Source organism: Methanolapillus africanus (assembly GCF_032714475.1).
GTDB lineage: Archaea > Halobacteriota > Methanosarcinia > Methanosarcinales > Methanosarcinaceae > Methanolapillus > Methanolapillus africanus.
This window is the reverse complement of the sequence record NZ_JAWDKD010000009.1, coordinates 38,985-57,441: the sequence shown is the minus strand read 5'-3', so window position 1 is coordinate 57,441 and position 18,457 is coordinate 38,985. Positions and strand designations below refer to the sequence as shown.

The 18,457-nt window shown below is 44.0% G+C and carries 14 protein-coding genes; 7 read left to right on the top strand and 7 right to left on the bottom strand.

What is annotated here, in order from left to right:
- Positions 1-51: 51 nt before the first annotated feature.
- The gene (locus MsAg5_RS02705) at positions 52-2,832 is read right to left on the bottom strand and encodes a GLUG motif-containing protein (RefSeq protein WP_338099082.1); all 2,781 of its coding nucleotides are present in this window, start codon (positions 2,830-2,832) and stop codon (positions 52-54) included.
- Positions 2,833-3,709: 877 nt separating this feature from the next.
- Positions 3,710-3,841, bottom strand: a complete 132-nt coding sequence (locus MsAg5_RS02700; protein ID WP_338099081.1) for a hypothetical protein — start codon at positions 3,839-3,841, stop codon at positions 3,710-3,712.
- A gap of 291 nt (positions 3,842-4,132) precedes the next feature.
- On the opposite strand from MsAg5_RS02700, the gene oadA reads away from it, so the two are divergent.
- The 5 genes from oadA (at position 4,133) to MsAg5_RS02675 (ending at position 9,558) form a co-directional block, all read left to right on the top strand.
- Positions 4,133-5,893 (top strand): sodium-extruding oxaloacetate decarboxylase subunit alpha, encoded by a 1,761-nt coding sequence (oadA, locus tag MsAg5_RS02695; protein WP_338099080.1) that lies wholly within the window; start codon positions 4,133-4,135, stop codon positions 5,891-5,893.
- A 12-nt stretch (positions 5,894-5,905) separates the two neighbouring features.
- Positions 5,906-7,414 carry an acetyl-CoA carboxylase biotin carboxylase subunit gene (locus MsAg5_RS02690; RefSeq protein WP_338099079.1) on the top strand — a complete coding sequence of 503 codons (1,509 nt, stop codon included), beginning with the start codon at positions 5,906-5,908 and terminating at the stop codon, positions 7,412-7,414.
- Positions 7,415-7,654: 240 nt separating this feature from the next.
- Positions 7,655-8,629 (top strand): biotin--[acetyl-CoA-carboxylase] ligase, encoded by a 975-nt coding sequence (locus MsAg5_RS02685; protein ID WP_338099078.1) that lies wholly within the window; start codon positions 7,655-7,657, stop codon positions 8,627-8,629.
- A gap of 10 nt (positions 8,630-8,639) precedes the next feature.
- The gene (locus MsAg5_RS02680) at positions 8,640-9,344 is read left to right on the top strand and encodes a hypothetical protein (RefSeq protein WP_338099077.1); all 705 of its coding nucleotides are present in this window, start codon (positions 8,640-8,642) and stop codon (positions 9,342-9,344) included.
- Positions 9,334-9,558 carry a hypothetical protein gene (locus tag MsAg5_RS02675; protein WP_338099076.1) on the top strand — a complete coding sequence of 75 codons (225 nt, stop codon included), beginning with the start codon at positions 9,334-9,336 and terminating at the stop codon, positions 9,556-9,558. Before MsAg5_RS02680 ends, MsAg5_RS02675 begins: the two co-directional genes overlap by 11 nt.
- A 512-nt stretch (positions 9,559-10,070) precedes the next feature.
- Here MsAg5_RS02675 and MsAg5_RS02670 read toward each other — a convergent pair.
- Positions 10,071-10,769 (bottom strand): helix-turn-helix domain-containing protein, encoded by a 699-nt coding sequence (locus MsAg5_RS02670; protein ID WP_338099075.1) that lies wholly within the window; start codon positions 10,767-10,769, stop codon positions 10,071-10,073.
- Between the two features lie 188 nt (positions 10,770-10,957).
- On the opposite strand from MsAg5_RS02670, the gene MsAg5_RS02665 reads away from it, so the two are divergent.
- Both MsAg5_RS02665 and MsAg5_RS02660 read left to right on the top strand, forming a co-directional pair.
- Complete coding sequence (locus tag MsAg5_RS02665) at positions 10,958-12,820, top strand: DUF2207 domain-containing protein (protein ID WP_338099074.1); 1,863 nt, start codon at positions 10,958-10,960, stop codon at positions 12,818-12,820.
- 166 nt (positions 12,821-12,986) lie between these two features.
- The gene (locus MsAg5_RS02660) at positions 12,987-13,553 is read left to right on the top strand and encodes a LemA family protein (protein ID WP_338099073.1); all 567 of its coding nucleotides are present in this window, start codon (positions 12,987-12,989) and stop codon (positions 13,551-13,553) included.
- A 110-nt stretch (positions 13,554-13,663) separates the two neighbouring features.
- Here MsAg5_RS02660 and MsAg5_RS02655 read toward each other — a convergent pair whose 3' ends face one another.
- From MsAg5_RS02655 to rqcH, 4 genes are all read right to left on the bottom strand, one after another.
- The gene (locus MsAg5_RS02655; RefSeq protein WP_338099072.1) at positions 13,664-13,990 is read right to left on the bottom strand and encodes a hypothetical protein; all 327 of its coding nucleotides are present in this window, start codon (positions 13,988-13,990) and stop codon (positions 13,664-13,666) included.
- Between the two features lie 158 nt (positions 13,991-14,148).
- The gene (locus MsAg5_RS02650) at positions 14,149-14,583 is read right to left on the bottom strand and encodes a hypothetical protein (protein ID WP_338099071.1); all 435 of its coding nucleotides are present in this window, start codon (positions 14,581-14,583) and stop codon (positions 14,149-14,151) included.
- 420 nt (positions 14,584-15,003) lie between these two features.
- Positions 15,004-16,062, bottom strand: a complete 1,059-nt coding sequence (locus MsAg5_RS02645; protein ID WP_420846993.1) for an mRNA surveillance protein pelota — start codon at positions 16,060-16,062, stop codon at positions 15,004-15,006.
- A 68-nt stretch (positions 16,063-16,130) separates the two neighbouring features.
- Positions 16,131-18,320 carry a ribosome rescue protein RqcH gene (gene rqcH, locus MsAg5_RS02640; protein ID WP_338099069.1) on the bottom strand — a complete coding sequence of 730 codons (2,190 nt, stop codon included), beginning with the start codon at positions 18,318-18,320 and terminating at the stop codon, positions 16,131-16,133.
- Positions 18,321-18,457: the final 137 nt, after the last annotated feature.

The window sequence follows — 18,457 nt, the reverse complement described above, 5'->3', positions numbered from 1 at the left end:
AAGAAAAAAGAAAAGATTTTCAAAATGAAAATCTTTCATTAAGGAATGCTCTCAAGCCGTCGCCCAAGCCGGCGGGTTTGCCGGGACGGTAGTTTGCCAGGTTAAAACCGGAAGCGGATATCCGCTTCTGATCTCCCAGACAGTCGTTCCGTCGTTCCAGTTTAATGTTGCCGGATCTGTGTAGAAAGTTAGAGATTTGGCTTGAGCGGCTGTTACATTCAAACCGTTTGTTCCGGTATTTTCAGAAACAGTGCCCGATGTGCTGAATCTGGATACAGCGACGGTCATGTTTTCATAAGCATAATTATTGCTGATGGAATTGTTTTCAGCACCGGTCGCAATTGAGCCGTAAACACGCCCGATTCGATCATATCCTGAAATATTTGTATTCAAAGCAATGCAATTTTCAATCGTCACATTGGATCCGATTCTTCCGAAAAGACCGCCGTTGTCCGTATCGGTTGTTATTACGTCTCCGGTTGCGTAACTGTTGCTGATGTATGCCGGGTGAATTTTCTCGATGATTAAAGGATTTAATTGATTTCGATCTTCATTTCTTGTCACGTTTCCGATCAGCCCACCAACTTCTCCTCTTCCCTTTACAGTTCCTGTGGAATATGAATCTTCAATAACAATGCCCAAAGTACTTCCAACAAGGCCACCAACACGCATTCCATTACTTGTTACATTTCCGGCAGCATACGAATTTATAATTTTGCTGTCATTGGTTGAAGATCCGACCAGACCGCCATAACTTCTTCCGCTCAGGCTTGTATCGTTTGCCCCGTTAATGTTCATCATTGAAGACGAATTAATAATTGTTGAATTGTTTCTAAAATCTCCAACAAGTCCGCCGGCATTTATCATATTTGCCGTGTTGGGACCAATGTTCACAGCAGTGATATTCCCAATTGCGGTTGTATTCTCAATCGTCCACGTGGTATGCGTTTCTCCGGCAATTCCGCCGACATTTTCCGCGTAATTCACAGTAATATTGGTCTCTGCTTTTGAATCGATTACTGTGACGTTTGATGAAAAACCAAATCCAACAAGACCGCCTATGTCTTTCTGTTTCGTTGTCGTACCGACACAACTTATATTCCCGACATAAGACGAATTTTTGATTGTTGAGTTGTAGGTATTAAACAGGCCGACAAGTCCGCCAACACCTTCATCTTGTGACCGCAAAAAGGATATTGTAATATCTCCGGTTACCGTTGAATCCTCAATGAGAAGGTTTTCCCCGCCATTGGCAATCCCGACAAGCCCGCCTGTCATGTTCCGGCCGGAAATATCTCCTGTATGTGATGAATTTATGATCTTTGACCCTGTGCTGCTGAAAGGATATCCGTAATAGATTATTCCCACTAAACCGCCTGTATGGCCGTATCCGGAAATTGTTCCTGTTGAAGTTGAGTCTTTAATATTTGTACCCGCCATGTTTGAAATAAGTCCGGCCGTTTGATTTGTGTTTGTCCCTCCACTCTTCCCTCCGGTGACATCCGTTACGGAATGAGAATTATTAATTGAACAATCATAGGCTGATCCAATAAGTCCACCTGCACTGATTTCATACGTTGCCACCGTTCCCGTAACTCTTGAATCATCGACCGTTGAGTTAACGATATATCCGGCAAGTCCTCCCGCAACGGATTTACCTTCAACTTCCATCGTGACGTTGATATTTTTAATTGTCGAATTGTTCGCATATCCGGTCAATGAACCAACAGAGACCGGTTTTGTTGTACCTGCGTTCTTTATGGTCATTGACGTTATTTTCAAATCTTTAATTTCGGCTTTCCTGTAAAATTCCCAAACGTCAGTGGTATTATTTCTCTTGTAAATTCCACCAATTGAGCCAAATAAACCGGCTGCCGGTTTTTCAGTTTGGATTATAAAATTCGAAAATGTTTTATTTTTGAAATCGACATTTCCTCTAAAGGCGTCTGTGTCATAAAATGGAGTGTATGGGGATGGTGCTGCCGTTTTATTTCCTCCGATCGGAACCCATCCGGTTCCATCGGATAACGCACGATCGCCCGCTGAATTGTTATTCCATTCCGACGGAAAATCAATATCTTTTGTCACAGCGTAGTATCTTCCACCGGAGTCGTTTCCTGTATGGTATCTCAACGCATCAAATTGAACGATATTTTGAATTTCAAACGGAGATGATACTACTCCTGTACCTGATTGGAATGGGTAGTAAGAACTTTTTGAAATGCCTGCATCGGTATTAATTTCAAAGTGATATTCATAGGTTTTTAAGTAACCAACTTTATCGCTTGTGTCGTTATAATGAACAGTTCCAACTTCATCTAACGGGTTGCCGGAAACGGCCGGTATTGAAACCAAATATTTTCCGGTATTGACACCCATTGCTGTAAATTGAGAAGGAGACGTCGTGTCAATCGCAATGCTTCCGTTATCTGCCGGATCGTTCGCATTTTCATATTCCACTGATAAATCCGTAATTTGCATGCTCGGATTATCCATTTTTAAGACAACACGGAGCGATTTTGCGTTGTCTTGGTTATAATCATAAAGCTCAACGCTTGCGATTGTGGGGATTCCCGGTGTCGGCGGATTTGTTCCGTTTCCGCCCGGCGTCACATGAATGGCGTCCGGGGAAGACGATTTGACAGGTTCGGTTGGTTCATAACCGGTGGCGATGGGCGACGGATTGGCGCACTTACAGTCAAGCATGGCGTTGACTTCCGCATTGTTTTGGACGTAATAATATGTGAAAACGGCCAGCAATAATAATAAAATGATAATTGCGACCGGGATGTATTTCTTTTGTTTGTATTTTGTTTCTTCTTTTGAATCCATATCATCAACTCATTCCAAAAATAATGTTTTTGAAATCGGATACTTCTTTTTAAAAATATTTTTTTTGCAATATGTTATATTTATGCTATATTTTCATCGCATTATTATATCAGAATGGATTTTGTGTATAAATATGTTATGTGTAATATATCTCATATTTTTAAAATATAATATATAGTCGTCGTTTTTAAAATAAGCATATTTTACACATATTTCATATTTTTCGAATTAATATCTATTAGCTTGAATTTGCTGTGCTCAATCATCAAAAATAATACAAGATCTCATGAGTCATGATCAAAAAATCCGAAATTCGAAAAAATAAAAAAGGAAAGTGAATGAAAAAATAGAGAATAAAATAGAGAATAAAATAGAGAATAAAATAGAAGAAAACATAGAAGAAAAATAGAAAACAAAATAAAAAACAAAGTAAATAAATAAAAAACAGAAGAAATGAAAAAACAGAAAAAGGAAACGGAAAAAGAAGAAAATAAAAAATAAAAAATAAGAAAAGCAAAAAAATGAAATTTAAGTCAAAAAACAATAAAACAGCATGAACGTTTATCTTTTAACGCACATGCATGTCAAATCTTGCTGTCCGAACATATAATAGTAATAAATAGTGAAGAAAATCAAGATCAAAATTAAAATAACCAATATCCATAACACATATTTTTTAGAATTGTTTTGCACCGGTACATTTCCTTTATCATCCGTCATTGTTACTCGTCCTTTGATTGTTTCCGTCATTTTTTAAAAATAATCAATATATTTCTATTAAAACATTATCATATATTTTCATTAAAATATAGTTTTCTAATACCGTTTTTCTGATAAATCTTATTATCCTCTCAATTTATGGTCTGTGAATTCATTTTCAAAAATCTTCCGCCGGTTTCTTTCCTCCTTCTATTGTTAACCCAACTGAAAATCTATTTATAGTTGACATTCTTTTGTTTGTTTCAATTTTCATGGTGTCTTTTCCTTTTTTTTGAGATTTATCCTTCAAGAGTATCCCCTACAAAAATACGGAAATTGTCGGAATACGGGTGAAGTGACGGCAGATAAATCGGCATCAAAAATTCGGATCAAAGATTGGAGGAACTTTCAAAATTTCAAAATATCAGGGAAAAACTGATAAACCATATCCAATTTATTATTTTAATTCGTTTAAAACGCGGTATTTCAGCCCGTCGTTATTTTGGCGGCATTCGCGCCGCTCTCTTTCATTTATTATCTTTCGTGATTCTGATCGCAACTATTATACTCATCACACTTTATCAAATACAGGAGGCAAATTATGGCCGTAAAAATTACAGAAACAGTTCTTCGGGACGCTCACCAATCGCTGATCGCAACCCGGATGAGAACACGCGACATGTTAGACGTCGTTGAAATGCTTGACAAGGTCGGTTATTATTCCCTTGAAATGTGGGGCGGCGCGACTTTTGATACGTGCATTCGTTATCTGAATGAAGACCCGTGGGAACGCCTTCGGGAAATCAAATCCCGCATGGAAAAAACACCGGCGCAAATGCTCCTGCGCGGACAAAACCTCGTCGGTTACCGCCACTATGCGGACGACGTCGTCGAACGCTTCGTCGGCAAAGCCTACGAAAACGGGATCGATATCTTCCGTATTTTTGACGCCGTGAACGATTTCAGAAACATCCAGTCTTCCGTCAAAGCCGCCAAAAAGGCCGGCGGACACGTTCAGGGAACGGTTTGTTACACCATCAGCCCGGTCCACACCACGGAAACCTTCATCAAGATGGCGAAAACGCTTGAGGAAATGGGTTCTGATTCCATTTGCATCAAAGACATGGCGGGACTGTTGTCACCGGCCGCAGCGTCCGCGATTGTTTCCGGCATGAAGCAAGAAGTGTCCATTCCGATTTGTTTACACTCCCACTGCACCTCCGGCATGGCGCCGATTACCTATTATGCGGCGATTGAGGCGGGCGTCGACATCATTGACACCGCGATTTCCCCGTTCGGATGGGGAAGCTCCCAGCCGCCGACGGAAGCGATGGTCGCGTCGCTTCAGGGCACAAAATACGACACCGGAATCCCGCTCGAATCTTTCAAAGAAATTACCCGCTTCTTCAAAAACGTCAAGGACAAATACAGCACCATCTGCGACCCGATTTCGGAAACCATCGACACCAACGTTCTTCTTTACCAAATTCCGGGCGGCATGCTCTCCAACTTGGTTTCCCAACTCAAGGAACAAAACGCGCTGGACAAATACGACGCCGTGCTTGCGGAAATGCCGCGCGTCCGGGCCGAACTCGGTTACCCGCCGCTCGTGACCCCGACCAGCCAAATCGTCGGTACGCAAGCCGTTTTAAACGTCATCATGGGCGAGCGCTACAAAGTGATTCCCAAAGAAGTCAAAGATTATGTGCGCGGCTTCTACGGCAAAACTCCGGCGCCGATTTCCGAAGAAATGATTTCCCGCGTGATTGAAGGCGAACGCCCGATTACGGTCCGGCCGGCCGATTTGCTCAAGCCGGAATATGAGAAGATGAAAAAGGAAGCCGAAGCGCAAGGCATTGCCAAGTCCGAAGAAGACATTTTGACTTATATCTTGTATCCGGCCATCGCCCCGAAATTCCTCAAAGGCGAGGCCATCGAAGAAGAATTGGCCTGCCCCTGTTCCAAAGAAGCTGTCGTCGCTGATTATTCCGGTATTCCGAATGAATTCCGCGTCGAAGTGGACGGCACCGTTTATGAAATTAAAGTCGAGCCGATCGGATTCGAAAAATCCGGCGCCGCTTCGTCAAACGGTAATGGAAACGGCAACGGTTCAAAACCGGCCGCCGACAAGAGTTCCAAAGCCGGCCATCCGGGTGCTGTTTGCAGTTCCATGCAGGGCATGATTTTATCCATCAAAACAAAAGTGGGTGAAAAAGTGTCAGAGGGCGACCCGATTTGTGTGATCGAAGCCATGAAAATGGAAAACGCCGTCAGCTCGCCCAAAGGCGGAACGGTGAAGGAAATCATCATTGCGGAAGGCGACACGGTGGCGAACGGCGATGTGTTGATGATTATCGAATAACGGGTGAAATCAATGTTTCAAAAAATATTGGTGGCTAACCGCGGCGAAATCGCCATTCGTGTGATGCGCGCGTGCCGAGAGCTTGATATTAAGTCGGGCGCCATTTATTCGGAAGCCGACAACAAGGCGCTTTTTGCGCTGTATGCCGACGAAGCCAGCCCGGTCGGACCGGCGCCGGCGAGTCAGAGTTATTTGAACGCTGAAAAAATCCTTCAAATCGCCAAACAAACCGGCTGCGACGCGATTCACCCCGGTTACGGTTTCTTGTCCGAAAACGCTAAATTCGCCAAGCGCTGCGAGGAAGAAGGCATCGTTTTCATCGGTCCGTCTTCCAAAGTGATTGAAAAACTCGGCAGCAAAATCGAATCCAGAAAGATTGCCAAGAAAGCCGGCATTCCGACCGTTCCCGGGACGGAAGACGCGGTGACCGACGTTGCCGAAGCGATTGCAATCGCCAAAGAAATCGGTTATCCGGTGCTTATCAAAGCCTCCGCCGGCGGCGGCGGTATCGGTATGCGCGTCGTCAACAACGAAGGCGAATTCAAAGACGCGCTTGAAACCACGATGAAATTGGCCGGATCGGCTTTCGGCGACTCGTCCGTTTTTATTGAAAAATACATTTTAAATCCGCGCCATATTGAAATTCAAATTTTGGCCGACAAATACGGCCACATCGTTTACTTGGGCGACCGCGAGTGTTCCATTCAGCGCCGCCACCAAAAACTCATTGAGGAAGCGCCGTCGCCGATCATGACGCCGGAACTCCGCAAACGCATGGGTGAGGCCGCCGTCGCCGCCGCCAAAGCGGCCGGTTATGAAAATGCCGGTACGGTGGAATTCATTTACTCCAACGGCAGCTTCTATTTCCTGGAAGTCAACACCCGTCTTCAAGTGGAACACGGCATCACGGAACTCGTGACCGGCGTCGACTTGGTGAAGCAGCAAATTCTCATTGCGCAAGGCAAGCCTTTGGATTTCACTCAGGAAGACGTTCAAATTCGCGGTCATGCGATTGAATGCCGTCTCAATGCCGAAGATCCGCTCAATGATTTTGCGCCGTCTCCCGGAAAAATCAGGCGCTACCGGTCTTCCGGCGGTCCCGGCATCCGTGTGGATAGTGGTGTTCACGTCGGATATACGATTTCTCCCTATTACGATTCCATGATTTCGAAGTTGTGCGCTTACGGACAAACCCGCGAGGAAGCGATTGCCCGGATGAAACGCGCGCTTTATGAATACGTGGTGACAGGCGTCACGACCAACATTCCGTTCCACAAAGCGGTCATGGAAAACCCGGAATTCGTCAAAGGCAACCTGTCGACCAAATTCATCGACAACAACAATATCATTGAAGCCATTCGCGATATTATGATTCGCGACTCGGCCAAAGGCGCGACGCTGGCGTCGGCGCTGGACAACGATGAAGTGGTCATCGCGGCGATTTCGGCGGCGGTCAGCACTTACATTTCCAACATTGCCGAATTGGATTCCGGCATGAAAAAATCCAAGAAAAGAAAATAAAGAAGATCGGAATAAATGAAAAAATAATAAAATGAAAAATTTCATAGAAAGATAAATCTGTGAAATTTAATTTATTTCATTTATTCCATTTTCATTTTTATTATTTTTTAAATTTATTTGATAAACAATTATATAAATGTATAAACCGATTTATTTTTAATATTCAATTTTATTTTAAAGTTATTCGTTTATATTTTTAATTTGATTTTATTCGTCAATCATTATCAGCAAGGGATTTGGATGAAAAGCAAAAGGACGGAAATCATTAACGCGTTTAAAGCGGCTGATGGAAAGACCATTTCCGGTGAGGAACTCGGCGATCAGCTCGGTATTTCAAGAACGATGGTGTGCAAATACATCAAAGGGCTTCGGGAAGACGGTTATGAGATTCAGTCGTCTCCCAAAAAAGGATACACGCTCAAATCAGTCCCTAAGTTGCTTTACCCGGAAGAAATTTTATCGGGTCTGAACACCACGCTTTTCGGGAAAAATATTCATTATTTTGATGAAGCCGGCTCGTCCAACGATATCGCCAAAAAATTGGCGCCGACCGCTGAAGAAGGAACGATCGTCGTCGTTGAGCAACAGACCGGCGGCCGCGGCCGGCTCGGCCGGAAATGGGCGTCTCCGAAGGGCGGCATTTGGTTTTCCATCATCTTAAAACCGAAAGTCGCGCTCAGCGCCGCTTCCCGTCTGACGCTGACGGTCGGTCTCAGCGTCACGAATACGCTGATCAGTTACGGCATCGACGCCAAAATCAAATGGCCCAACGATGTTCTCATCAACGGCAAGAAAGTTTCCGGCATTTTAACGGAAGTGGAAGCCGAAATTGACACGATTGAGTTCGTCGTCATCGGCGTCGGCATCAACGCCAACATGAGCCTTAAAGACATTCCGGAAGACCTTCGGGAAAATTCGACCACCATTCGGGACGAAACCGGAAAGAGTATCGACCGCGTGGATTTCCTGCAAAGGCTGCTGCATGAAATGGAGCAGCAATACATCCGGTTCAACACGCAGCCGTTTAGCGAAATCTTAAACGACATCATTGTGTTGTCGGACACCATTGGCAAAGACGTTAAAGTCACGATGCCCAACCGCATTGTCGAGGGGCGCGTGGTCGGGATTTCCAAATCCGGCGCGCTTTTGCTGAAGAAAGAAGACGGCGACGTTGAGGAAATCATTGCCGGACGGTGTATTTATACGAAAAAATAATTTGAGCTTTATGTCTTCTCACGCCAAAATTGATCAAAACAGAAACAGCCGAGGATTATCTCTTTTTTCCATCTCGGCTGTTCTTCTTTTTCTGTCCTTTTTGCTGCTTTTAACGCCGGTTTCAGCCGACGCCGTGGGCGAAGAAAACGTGAGCATTCGCGATAATGTCGGCGAATATACGCATCGTGATTTGATCAAGTCTGAAAATTATTTCTTGCTGCGTGAAGGCGAAATTGAAAAGTTCGACGAGGGATATGAACTCCATTTGGCCGGTTCCGGGTCGGGCGACAAGATTCTGGTTGAATTGCACAACACCGCCGATTCCGATCCGAAATACATCACCAGTGTTGTGATGAATGACGGTGATTACCTCTACTGTTCCCGGCTTTTGAACGGGGAATACTATTTGGTTTTGTCGTTTCAGCTGGACAAATCTTATGTCAACAGTTCCGGCATTGTTTCCGGTTTTTCGTCCTTCAATCAATATGAGGATCCGTATGTCGGTAATAGTTCCAAAAACGATTGGTACGTCAAAGTGACCGATTCGCCGGAACCTGTTTTACCGGACGGCCCGAAACCGGGCGGCAATCAAACCGTCAATAGCAGTGGTTTTCGTGTTTCCGAGATTTCCAGCATGATGCTTCTCATTTTGGCCAGCGCGGCGACGGCTGTTATTATTGCGGCTCTGTTGATTAAAAAAGTGTATGATAAATGATTTTTCTTTTTTTGCGGCGGGCAGCGCCGCGCGCAAAAATTCCGTCGCTTCGCTAGGAATTTTTCAAGGGCAGTGGGAGTCTGAATCCATTGAGTTCGCTTCGCGAACGCTCCCTTCGGTGCATTTTTCCGGCAGGCAGCTGCGCGCGCGTTATGGCGTTGGTTTTTGGCGGTGCGATGCGAAAAAATATGGGTTCATTTTTGATTTTTATTGAAATCAGCTCTCATTTTTTATTTTCAGTTTATTTGAATCTGTTTCTGTTTTTTTCATGCAAACCATCCCGCTTAAACAGACGCCTTTGGCGTCTGTTTAAGCGGATATCGCAGGATCGGGAGGTGCAATCAGCAGCAACATGTACAAAACTGAGGGAAGTTTCATGTGTATTGTTGGAACCTGTTGCTGAAAACCGGACCAAGAAACAAGTGTATTGTTTGAAACAGTCGATGCAATCTGAATCCTTAAAACAGTCAACTGTAGGTGCAAACTGAAATTTAAAAACAGAAACTGTAGGTGCAAGCTGAAATTTAAAAATAGAAACTGTAGGTGCAAACTGAAATCTAAAAACAGAAACTGTAGATGTAATCTGAAATTTAAAAATAGAAACTGTAGGTGCAAACTGAAATCTAAAAACAGAGACCGTTGGTGCAAATTAATTTAAAAAATATGTCAGCAGCAAGTCAAATTCATAACTGCTGACCAATCTGCTTTTTGTTTTTATTTTTGTTTTTATTTTTTCACGGAAACGACCAGCTTCTTTTTCGTGACCGGTTCCAATCTTTTCCATGAAACGACGGCGTCTTCTTCCAACACGAATTCTTCCGCCCGTTTGTCAATCAGTTTGCCGTTCACTTCATACAAGAAATAGCCTTCTTCGCCGTCGGCCGCAACGATAAAATTTCGTCCGCCGATATTTTTCACTTCGACGATGGCGACGCTTTTAAACGCTTCCATCAACGTTGTTCCTTTTTCCACTTCCAGTTTTTTGACCGGCGCGAACGCGTCAAACGCTGTATTGAAACTGTTTTTCTTCAAGCTGAGGACGTGTGTTTTTCCGAAAATTTTGCGTTCGATGAGCCCGGCGTCTTCCAAAATCTTGATGTGTTTCGCCGCGACGGGAACGGAAATGTTGAGTTCGCGGGCGATGGATGAAATGTGGCGGCTGTCTTCCGAAATCAATTGAATCATACGCTGGCGCATGTCGCTGGAAATCGCGGAAAAGATTTGCGTGCTTTCCGAAATCCGGTCTTCGTCAAAGTGGTCCAAAAATTCGTCGTCGAATTCCGCCGGAATTTCTTTTTGAGCGACCGGCTCCTTTTTTTCGATGGGTTTTCGGCCGCCTTTATTGACTTCTTTTGTTTCTTTCGGCGCTGCCGATTTATTTTTTGTTTTTTCTGATTTTTCAGTTGGTTTTGCGGTTTTTGTCATATTTTGATATATTGTTCCTTTTGTTCATAAGAATTGTTATTGGATTGACTAACAAATGAATTATTTTATTCAATTTTGTTTCACTCATTTCTCATTTCATTCATTTTTTAAATCAAATAAAAAAAGATTTATTAAGCATTACACGTCATTTTATTCATCTTTCGAATTCATCATTTGATTGTGATATTATGAATCTTCAAAAGCACAACAATTCCACATCTTCTTTATCTTCGGCGCCGCTGCGTCTCGTCGCGGTTGCTTTGCTGATCGGGCTTTGCCTGATGCTGTTGATGTCGGGGGCGGCGGCGAAGTCGTACACGGTCGACCATGCCGATGTCAACATCGTCGTCAACGAATCGGGCGTCGTTCATGTCAACGAACGCATTTATTACACCTTTGATAGTTGGGACGAGGATTACAATGAAGTCTACCGGTTGGTGTATACCAACTCCGATATCCGGATTAAAAACGCGACCGGCTACATTGAAGGCTATCCCAATTCTTCTTTCCGGGTCGATCAAGTGTCCGGCGGACAAGAATTGATTGTCAGGCTCCCAAAACCGAATCCTTCCAACGTCGTTTTTGTGATTTCTTATGATTACTACGGCGGCATCAACGTTTACAATGACGTCACCGAATTCAATTACATGCTTTGGGGCGACAATTGGGAAAAACAATTGCCGAGCTTAAACGCGACCGTGACGTTTAAAAACACGACCATGTCCCCGATTCCCGGTTACAGCGGACAGACAAATTGGACGCATCCGTCATTCTATACGGATACGGTGAGCGGGAATCAAGTTTCCGGTTCCGATTACCGATATACGATTTCAGCAACGAACATTCCGTCCTATACTTGGTATGATTTCCGCGTCATTTATCCGAGGATGGAAAACCCGAGCGGAGATTTTGTGACGATTCAAAGGTATGACGGATTGGACGATATCCTCAAAGAAGAAAGCCAATATGAGCGGAAGAGCACTTATGCTTATTTCCTCATTTTTATCCAGTTCTTGGTCATTTTGGGCGGCATTGCCGTTCCTGTTCTGATCTATTTGAAATACGGACGGGAGTTGCAAACAGATTATCATGCGCTTTATGAGCGGGAATTGCCGACCAATACGAAACCGGCTGTGGTGAACGCAATTGTTTCCGGCCACGGAAAACCGACGATGGACGCATTTGTTTCCACGATCATGTATTTGATTGACAACGATTATTTCTCCATTCATGAAACCATGCGCAAGGACTGGAAGAAGTCGGACGTCAAGGAAATCATGCTGAAAGTGGAAAAGAACGCGGACGGTAATTTGAATGACTTTGAGCGGGACGTTTATACCTTCTTGAGCGACCGCATGGAAGGCGGTGAAATCGAATGGACAAAACTTCAAAAGAAGCTCGGGGCAAATGATTCGTTCTATAATTTCTTGAACCGCTGGAACGCCAAAATCACAAAGATGGCTCAATTTGATTCCTATTTCGACGCCACCGGCAACAAAATGATCGGTATGGCCGGCGTCGCTTTGCTGTTTTGTTCCATCGCAATGTATTTCATCAGCCAAATCATCGCGCCGTCAAACCTTTATCCGCAAACCGGCATCACAACGACGTTGTGTTTCGTGAGTGGTCTGATCGGCCTTTTCTTGATCATTTATCCGGCTATTTGGAAGCGGTCCATGGGCCGCTGGACCAAAGACGGGCGCGTCTTCTATTTGAAATGGAAGAATTTCGAGAAATATCTGACCGATTACTCGCTGATTCAACAATATCCGCCGGCGTCGGTCATCATTTGGGACCATTACATGGTTTATGCGATGGCGCTCGGCGTTGCTGATCAAGCTTTGAAGAACATGCATTTGTCGGTTCCGACAGCAGCCATGTCCAACAGCCGGGTCGGTATGATTTATTATTATCCGATCTTCTACACCGGCATGGGTCGGGCTTATTCGTCGTCGACGCCGAATCAAGGCGGCAGCGGCGGCGGTGGGGGCGGCTTTGGCGGCGGCGGAATCGGCGGCGGCTTTGGTGGTGGCGGCGGTGGCGCCCGCTGATCCGCCTCTCCCTCCAATCTTTTATTTTTTAAAAGAAAGCGAAGTCTTATCAATTCAAAATCATATTTTAAAGACAAAACACATCCAATGTGTCAAAAAATAATAATTACAAAATTTAAAATTACAAATTTAAATTTATAAAAAAATTCAATCGGAGTGATACAATATGTCGACCGGACTCATTATCGGAATCATCATTTTGCTGCTCATCATCGTTGTTGTTGCGGCGTTTGTGATGATGTACAACAACCTTGTCAAGGCGCGCAACTTTGTGGAAAACGCCTGGGCGCAAATTGATGTTCAACTCAAAAGACGCTCGGATTTGATTCCGAACCTCGTTGAAACCGTGAAAGGCTATGCCGGACACGAGAAACAGCTTCTTGAAAACGTGACGGCTGCCCGTTCCGCTGTGATGAAGGCCACAACACCCCACGAAAAGGCGGAAGCGTCCAACATGCTCTCAAGTACATTAAAAAGCCTGTTCGCCGTTGCTGAAAATTATCCGCAGCTCAAAGCGAATGAAAACTTCCGCGACCTTCAAAACCAATTGACGGAAACCGAAAACAAGATTGCTTACACCCGACAGTTCTACAACGACACGGTGACCAAGTACAACAACACCATTCAAACGATTCCGACCAACATCGTCGCCAAACTCGGCGGCTTTACCAAGAAAGAACTCTTTGAAGCGGCGGAAGAAGAAAAAGTTGTGCCAAAAGTTTCTTTTTCATAAGAATTTGGCACAATGCGAATTCAATTTTAATATTTATTTAAAAATAATCTTAAAAAACGTCACGCTTCAACAGACGCTTTGCGTCTGTTGAAGCGGATTTCTTTTCTATTTTATACTTTTTTGAATTTGATTCCGTAAGGAATACGTGCGCATTCGGTTGTTTTTGTCGGGTTTGTTTTCTTTTTTGAGATCATTTTTTCTTCTTCCAGTTGGTGGATGTAATCAACGATGTCTTCCGTGTCTAATTCAAAGAAAATGCCTTTGACCGGCAAATCTTCATCTTTGATTTCATTCCGGAAAAGCTGTGTTGAAATGTCATTTTCCGGCTCATCCCCTTCTTTTATTTTATATCCGATTTGAGCGCCTCTAAATGCTTCATACATCGTGATCTCATTTTTGAGCATTTTTAACAACATGTCAATTGTTGTCGGAACCATCAAATGTTCAAACGGTTGTTGAAATGAGTACGTACAAACGCACAAATACAATTGATTTTCCTCGTCTTTGCAGACAAACAAGAGTGGCGGAATATCTATTTGGAGCAGCACTCTCTCCAAGCAAAACTTTTTTTCTTGGACGATGAAATAAACCTTTTTCACAATATCACCTCAAAATCCGGTGACGGATCGCATCCGTCAAACAACCACCAATCGACATGGGCTGTTTTTTTGTTGACGGTGCATGGTCCATTTGAATCTTTGACATATCCTTTGATAATTTTAAGGGGAGAATTTGGCACACCCTGATTGGTTTTCATTTTTTTCTTTAATTCTTCAATATCTGTAAATAAAGAACATCCGTAATATGAAATATCATTTTCGTCAATGTGTCTCCCTTTACATCCGAGTTCGGCATAAGAATAAAAATCTTGGCGTTGAATCGGTTTTTCTTCATTTTCTCTTTTTATGGCTCTGAAAGCTGCAAATTTTTCATACTTCTCGTTAACGTTTCTGAATTTAACTTTCTTTTCCAAAAGCGCTTTCTTTAATTGAGGTGGAAATTTCAAATAAAATGCTTCATTTATCATCATACAACATCTCCTGCATTTGTTGTATTCTGAAATTTCCTTCATCTTTATAACAATTTTTAATATTCCCGAATCTGATATTATTTTCTTTTATATTTTCAATTCCATGGAATTGTAAATTGTTCTCTCTACTTTGTTTTTGTATTTTATTAGATTGTATCGACTGTTTCCAACAATACAGTTGTTTTCCTAATCCGTTTTGTACCAACCGTTTTCAACAATACACATGTTTCCTGATCCGTTTTCCACCCACAGTTCCTAAAAATACAGATGATTACATCTCTCCAATCAGATTTCCAAAAAGAGCGATCCGCCAAGTTCAGACATCCGCACGCCTCCGGCGTGCGAATGTCTGAACTTGCGGTCACGGACCGGGATTTCCAACAGCAGCCGATTTTCAGTCCGGTTCCGCTGTTGCTGCTATTACTGTCCCAACTTGTATCTCAAAATCGCAGCAACGCCCCCGAAAGAGGCCAGTTTTCTTCCCGGTTCAAACTCAGTACTGAGAATGATCACTTTTCCTTGTGAGCGTTCCACTTCCTGCATCATATTTTCAATCGGTGAAACACTTTTTCCGTCAGCGGTTTCCCGCTCTTCCCTCAATTTTTCATCGGCGACGAGAAGCGTTTCAACGGCACCGTAATCGATCGCGTTTTGAACGTCTGCCGGTCCGTAAGTTGCTTTTCCGTCGATGGACACTTCTTTTAAGAACGCGTCCATGTAATTGGTTTCCCGGGCCAGTCTTGACTCGTGCATGATTTTGTCGATGGATCCCTTCTTGAGAACTTCCAGGAATCCGGAAACGCCGATCATGGTACTGTCTTCCGTCACGGCTTTGGACGCCAATTCCGGATAGGTTTTTTTGAAGTAAATCAAAAAATCGTCTTTGGTAAAACCGGGGCCGCACAAAACGATGGCAGCACCGTCTTTGTAGACGAAATTCAGTTGGTCGGCAATTTCCTTGAAAAAAACATCTCTCAGGCCGCTTTCTCGTTTTCCCGACGACTGGCGGATGTGCGAATACGGCTCAACGCCGTAATGGCGAACAAGACCGATGTCGGCGTCGCCTTCCTCAATTCCCGCAATGATGACGGACGGCCGTTTGCCGGCTTCCTCGGCTTCTTCAATCCGCTGCAGTTGGTCGTTTTTCCATTGCTCTTTGATAATCGACAGGCTCGTCCCTTCTTCAATGTTGAGCGTGTGGTGCATGCCCATGTCCATTCCGGATACGATCACGCCGTGAATGCGCAGGCGGTTGGCGAATTTATGGAATTCCGTGCTTTCGACGCGAACGCCCAAGCGGACCGTGACTTTTTCCAGCTTTTCCGGCCGGATCTTGTCGTCGGCGCCTTCCGGCTTTCTTTTGGTGAGCGCGAAAACCACGTCGTTCGGATCGATGATGTATTTGAGGTGCCACAAATCTTCCAGCGTGTCCGCCATCAGCGCAATTTCGCCGCTGCGGCCTTTCAACTCCTTTTTCATCACTTTCGTCGGCATCCCTCCTTTTCATCATTATTTCAAATTTTATGATTTATTTTCATTCCCTTCGATTACTCTTCTTCACCGGCGTCATCCGCCGATTTCTTCCCATCCGGTCCGCTGCGAATATCAGACTCTCCGGGCGGCATCATCATCGCAATCTGGTCGGGAGATGCGATTTGTTTTAAGAATTTTTGGTCTTTGATTTCATTCATGTAAAGCCGGTAAATCTTTTTGGACAAATCGTTTTGATTAAATTTGCCGGGAGCGATTTCAATCACATGCTTTCCCCGCGCCTTGACGGCCGAAATCGGACCGCCGATCACACGCGTTTCGTCGGCAAGTTCAATGCCGACCGCCAGTTCCAAAACAACGTTGTTGAAATATTGGCGCTCGCCGCGGATCACGAACGATCCTTTGGTGATGTATTCGCCGCTTTCCGGTGTTTTGGTGACTTGTTCGCCTTTGACCATATAACAGTCGCCGGAAGAGCCGCCCGCTTTCCAAATACTGGAATGGGAAACGGCAAAAGTGGCCGCTTCTTCAATGGTGCTTCTCGGCACTTCTTTGCCTTCCGTTTTAATCACAGTCAGCGGCGCGCCCGGATATTGAGTGTGGAAAACCCAATCCCGCTTTTCCATGTATTTTTTGAAAATTTCCTCGTTCGTGTCCGAATCGCGGCCGCCGACAACCAAAAATCCGTCGGACGAATAGAACCATTTGAAACGGTCGAACCAATGCTTTTTTCGTTTGAGAACGTATTGTGACGCAGATTTTTTGTCTTTGTCCTTTTCTTTCTTCTCAATCGCAGATTTCGTATCCAAAATGGCTTTTTCGGCGCCCTCTTTCTTTTTCATGAATTTCTTTGCGGCGTCGTAATAGACATTCGCATTCTGTGGAATTGTCTTTTTGATATCGATGGTCGCTTTGCAATCTTTCAAATCCACCGTCACGGACGAATCGGCCGGCTGAATGGAAATGATCGAGTCGATGAACTCGTTTTTCTGTTCCTTTTTCGCGGCGTTGATAATTTTGATAATTTCATCCCATGAATATCCTTTTTCCCGCGACGATGCGAAAACGGCAATCAGGGATTCGACGAATTGATAATTAGCGTAAATGGATTCCGCGATTTTCGTATTTTTCTCGATCTCGCGATTGAATTTTTCAATCGTGTCGGTTTGCTGCTTTAACCGGCGTTCGAAAATGCCCAATTTCTTTTCGTGTTTGACTTCTTCTTTTTTGACGACAATCGCTTCCAGAGCTGTTTTGCCGAATGCTTCGTCCAATGCTTCCGAAAATGACGGAAACTCGATCTTCTTTTGATCTTTGTATTGGACCAAATCAAAAGCGACGACGTCGGCAATTTCAAAGCCGTCCGGCAATTTAAATTCCGGTTTTTTCTCTTTATTTTCAGCATCTTTTTCGGCATCTGTTTTTGTATCCGCCGATTGAGCCGGTTCCGTTGGATTTTGCTGCGGCGCCGGCGCAGCGACCGAAGTTCCGGCACCGGTTTTATTCTTCGATTCTTTCAAAATCAAAGCCGGTTTGAAGTTTCCGGTTTTGACCGGTTTCAACATTTCGGAAATCGCCGCATAAATCTGTTCGATTTCAGCGTCCGTTAAATCTTTAGCCGGTTTGGATTTGTCCACAGGGCAGCGTTTAAACACCTCTTCCGAGTAGAGTCCGCCCAAGTTGAAATTATTGGCCAGCGTCCGAATCGCATCTTTGTCGGAATTTTGGCAGACCGACTTGATTTCATCGACGCTTGTTTTGAGCGGATTGAATTGTTCGGCCGGCAACTCGTATGTTTCTCCGGAACGGATTCTGCGGTCTTTGAAGGTGACGGGTTTAAACGGTAAGATAATTTTTTCATTCTTGTCGAGCAGGATAATATTGCCGCGTGAAAACAATTCGGCCACAAGGATGGTTTCTTCGCCGCCGCGAACGACGCCGATTTTAATAATCCGGTCAAATTGGTGCTGTTCGATAAATGTGATTCTTCCGCCCATGATATGCTTTCGAAGAAGCATCGGGAATCCTTGAGGAATTTTCGGCGATTCTTTCAGATATTTGCTGAGATGCAGACGCACGCCGCTTTCTATGATTAAATCTTCCCGCCCTTTCCTTTTGTGGACGTAAAGATTGATCCGGATCTCGTTTTCTCCGGTCTGGTAAATTTTATCAATTTTGGCGTCGATGAGGGTTTTTTCGCCCGCGGAAAGCTCGGCGACAATCGCGGAAACATCGGCACTGGTCATTTCTTGTTTCATTGCAGGTAATAATAACAAAATATCTATAAATATTAGAGACATTAGAGTGTCATCAAAAATTATTCTTTTGAATTTATTTCATTTTTAAGCTTTTAATTTTTATCAAATATTTATCTTCAATCGAA

What these genes read in the sequence shown, in the direction of transcription:
- MsAg5_RS02705 (WP_338099082.1), bottom strand. Translation starts at nt 2,832, where the DNA reads ATGGATTCAAAAGAAGAAACAAAATACAAACAAAAGAAATACATCCCG.
- oadA (WP_338099080.1), top strand. Translation starts at nt 4,133, where the DNA reads ATGGCCGTAAAAATTACAGAAACAGTTCTTCGGGACGCTCACCAATCG.
- MsAg5_RS02690 (WP_338099079.1), top strand. Translation starts at nt 5,906, where the DNA reads ATGTTTCAAAAAATATTGGTGGCTAACCGCGGCGAAATCGCCATTCGT.
- MsAg5_RS02685 (WP_338099078.1), top strand. Translation starts at nt 7,655, where the DNA reads ATGAAAAGCAAAAGGACGGAAATCATTAACGCGTTTAAAGCGGCTGAT.
- MsAg5_RS02680 (WP_338099077.1), top strand. Translation starts at nt 8,640, where the DNA reads ATGTCTTCTCACGCCAAAATTGATCAAAACAGAAACAGCCGAGGATTA.
- MsAg5_RS02675 (WP_338099076.1), top strand. Translation starts at nt 9,334, where the DNA reads ATGATAAATGATTTTTCTTTTTTTGCGGCGGGCAGCGCCGCGCGCAAA.
- MsAg5_RS02670 (WP_338099075.1), bottom strand. Translation starts at nt 10,769, where the DNA reads ATGACAAAAACCGCAAAACCAACTGAAAAATCAGAAAAAACAAAAAAT.
- MsAg5_RS02665 (WP_338099074.1), top strand. Translation starts at nt 10,958, where the DNA reads ATGAATCTTCAAAAGCACAACAATTCCACATCTTCTTTATCTTCGGCG.
- MsAg5_RS02660 (WP_338099073.1), top strand. Translation starts at nt 12,987, where the DNA reads ATGTCGACCGGACTCATTATCGGAATCATCATTTTGCTGCTCATCATC.
- MsAg5_RS02655 (WP_338099072.1), bottom strand. Translation starts at nt 13,990, where the DNA reads ATGGTTCCGACAACAATTGACATGTTGTTAAAAATGCTCAAAAATGAG.
- MsAg5_RS02650 (WP_338099071.1), bottom strand. Translation starts at nt 14,583, where the DNA reads ATGATGATAAATGAAGCATTTTATTTGAAATTTCCACCTCAATTAAAG.
- MsAg5_RS02645 (WP_420846993.1), bottom strand. Translation starts at nt 16,062, where the DNA reads ATGAAAAAGGAGTTGAAAGGCCGCAGCGGCGAAATTGCGCTGATGGCG.
- rqcH (WP_338099069.1), bottom strand. Translation starts at nt 18,320, where the DNA reads ATGACCAGTGCCGATGTTTCCGCGATTGTCGCCGAGCTTTCCGCGGGC.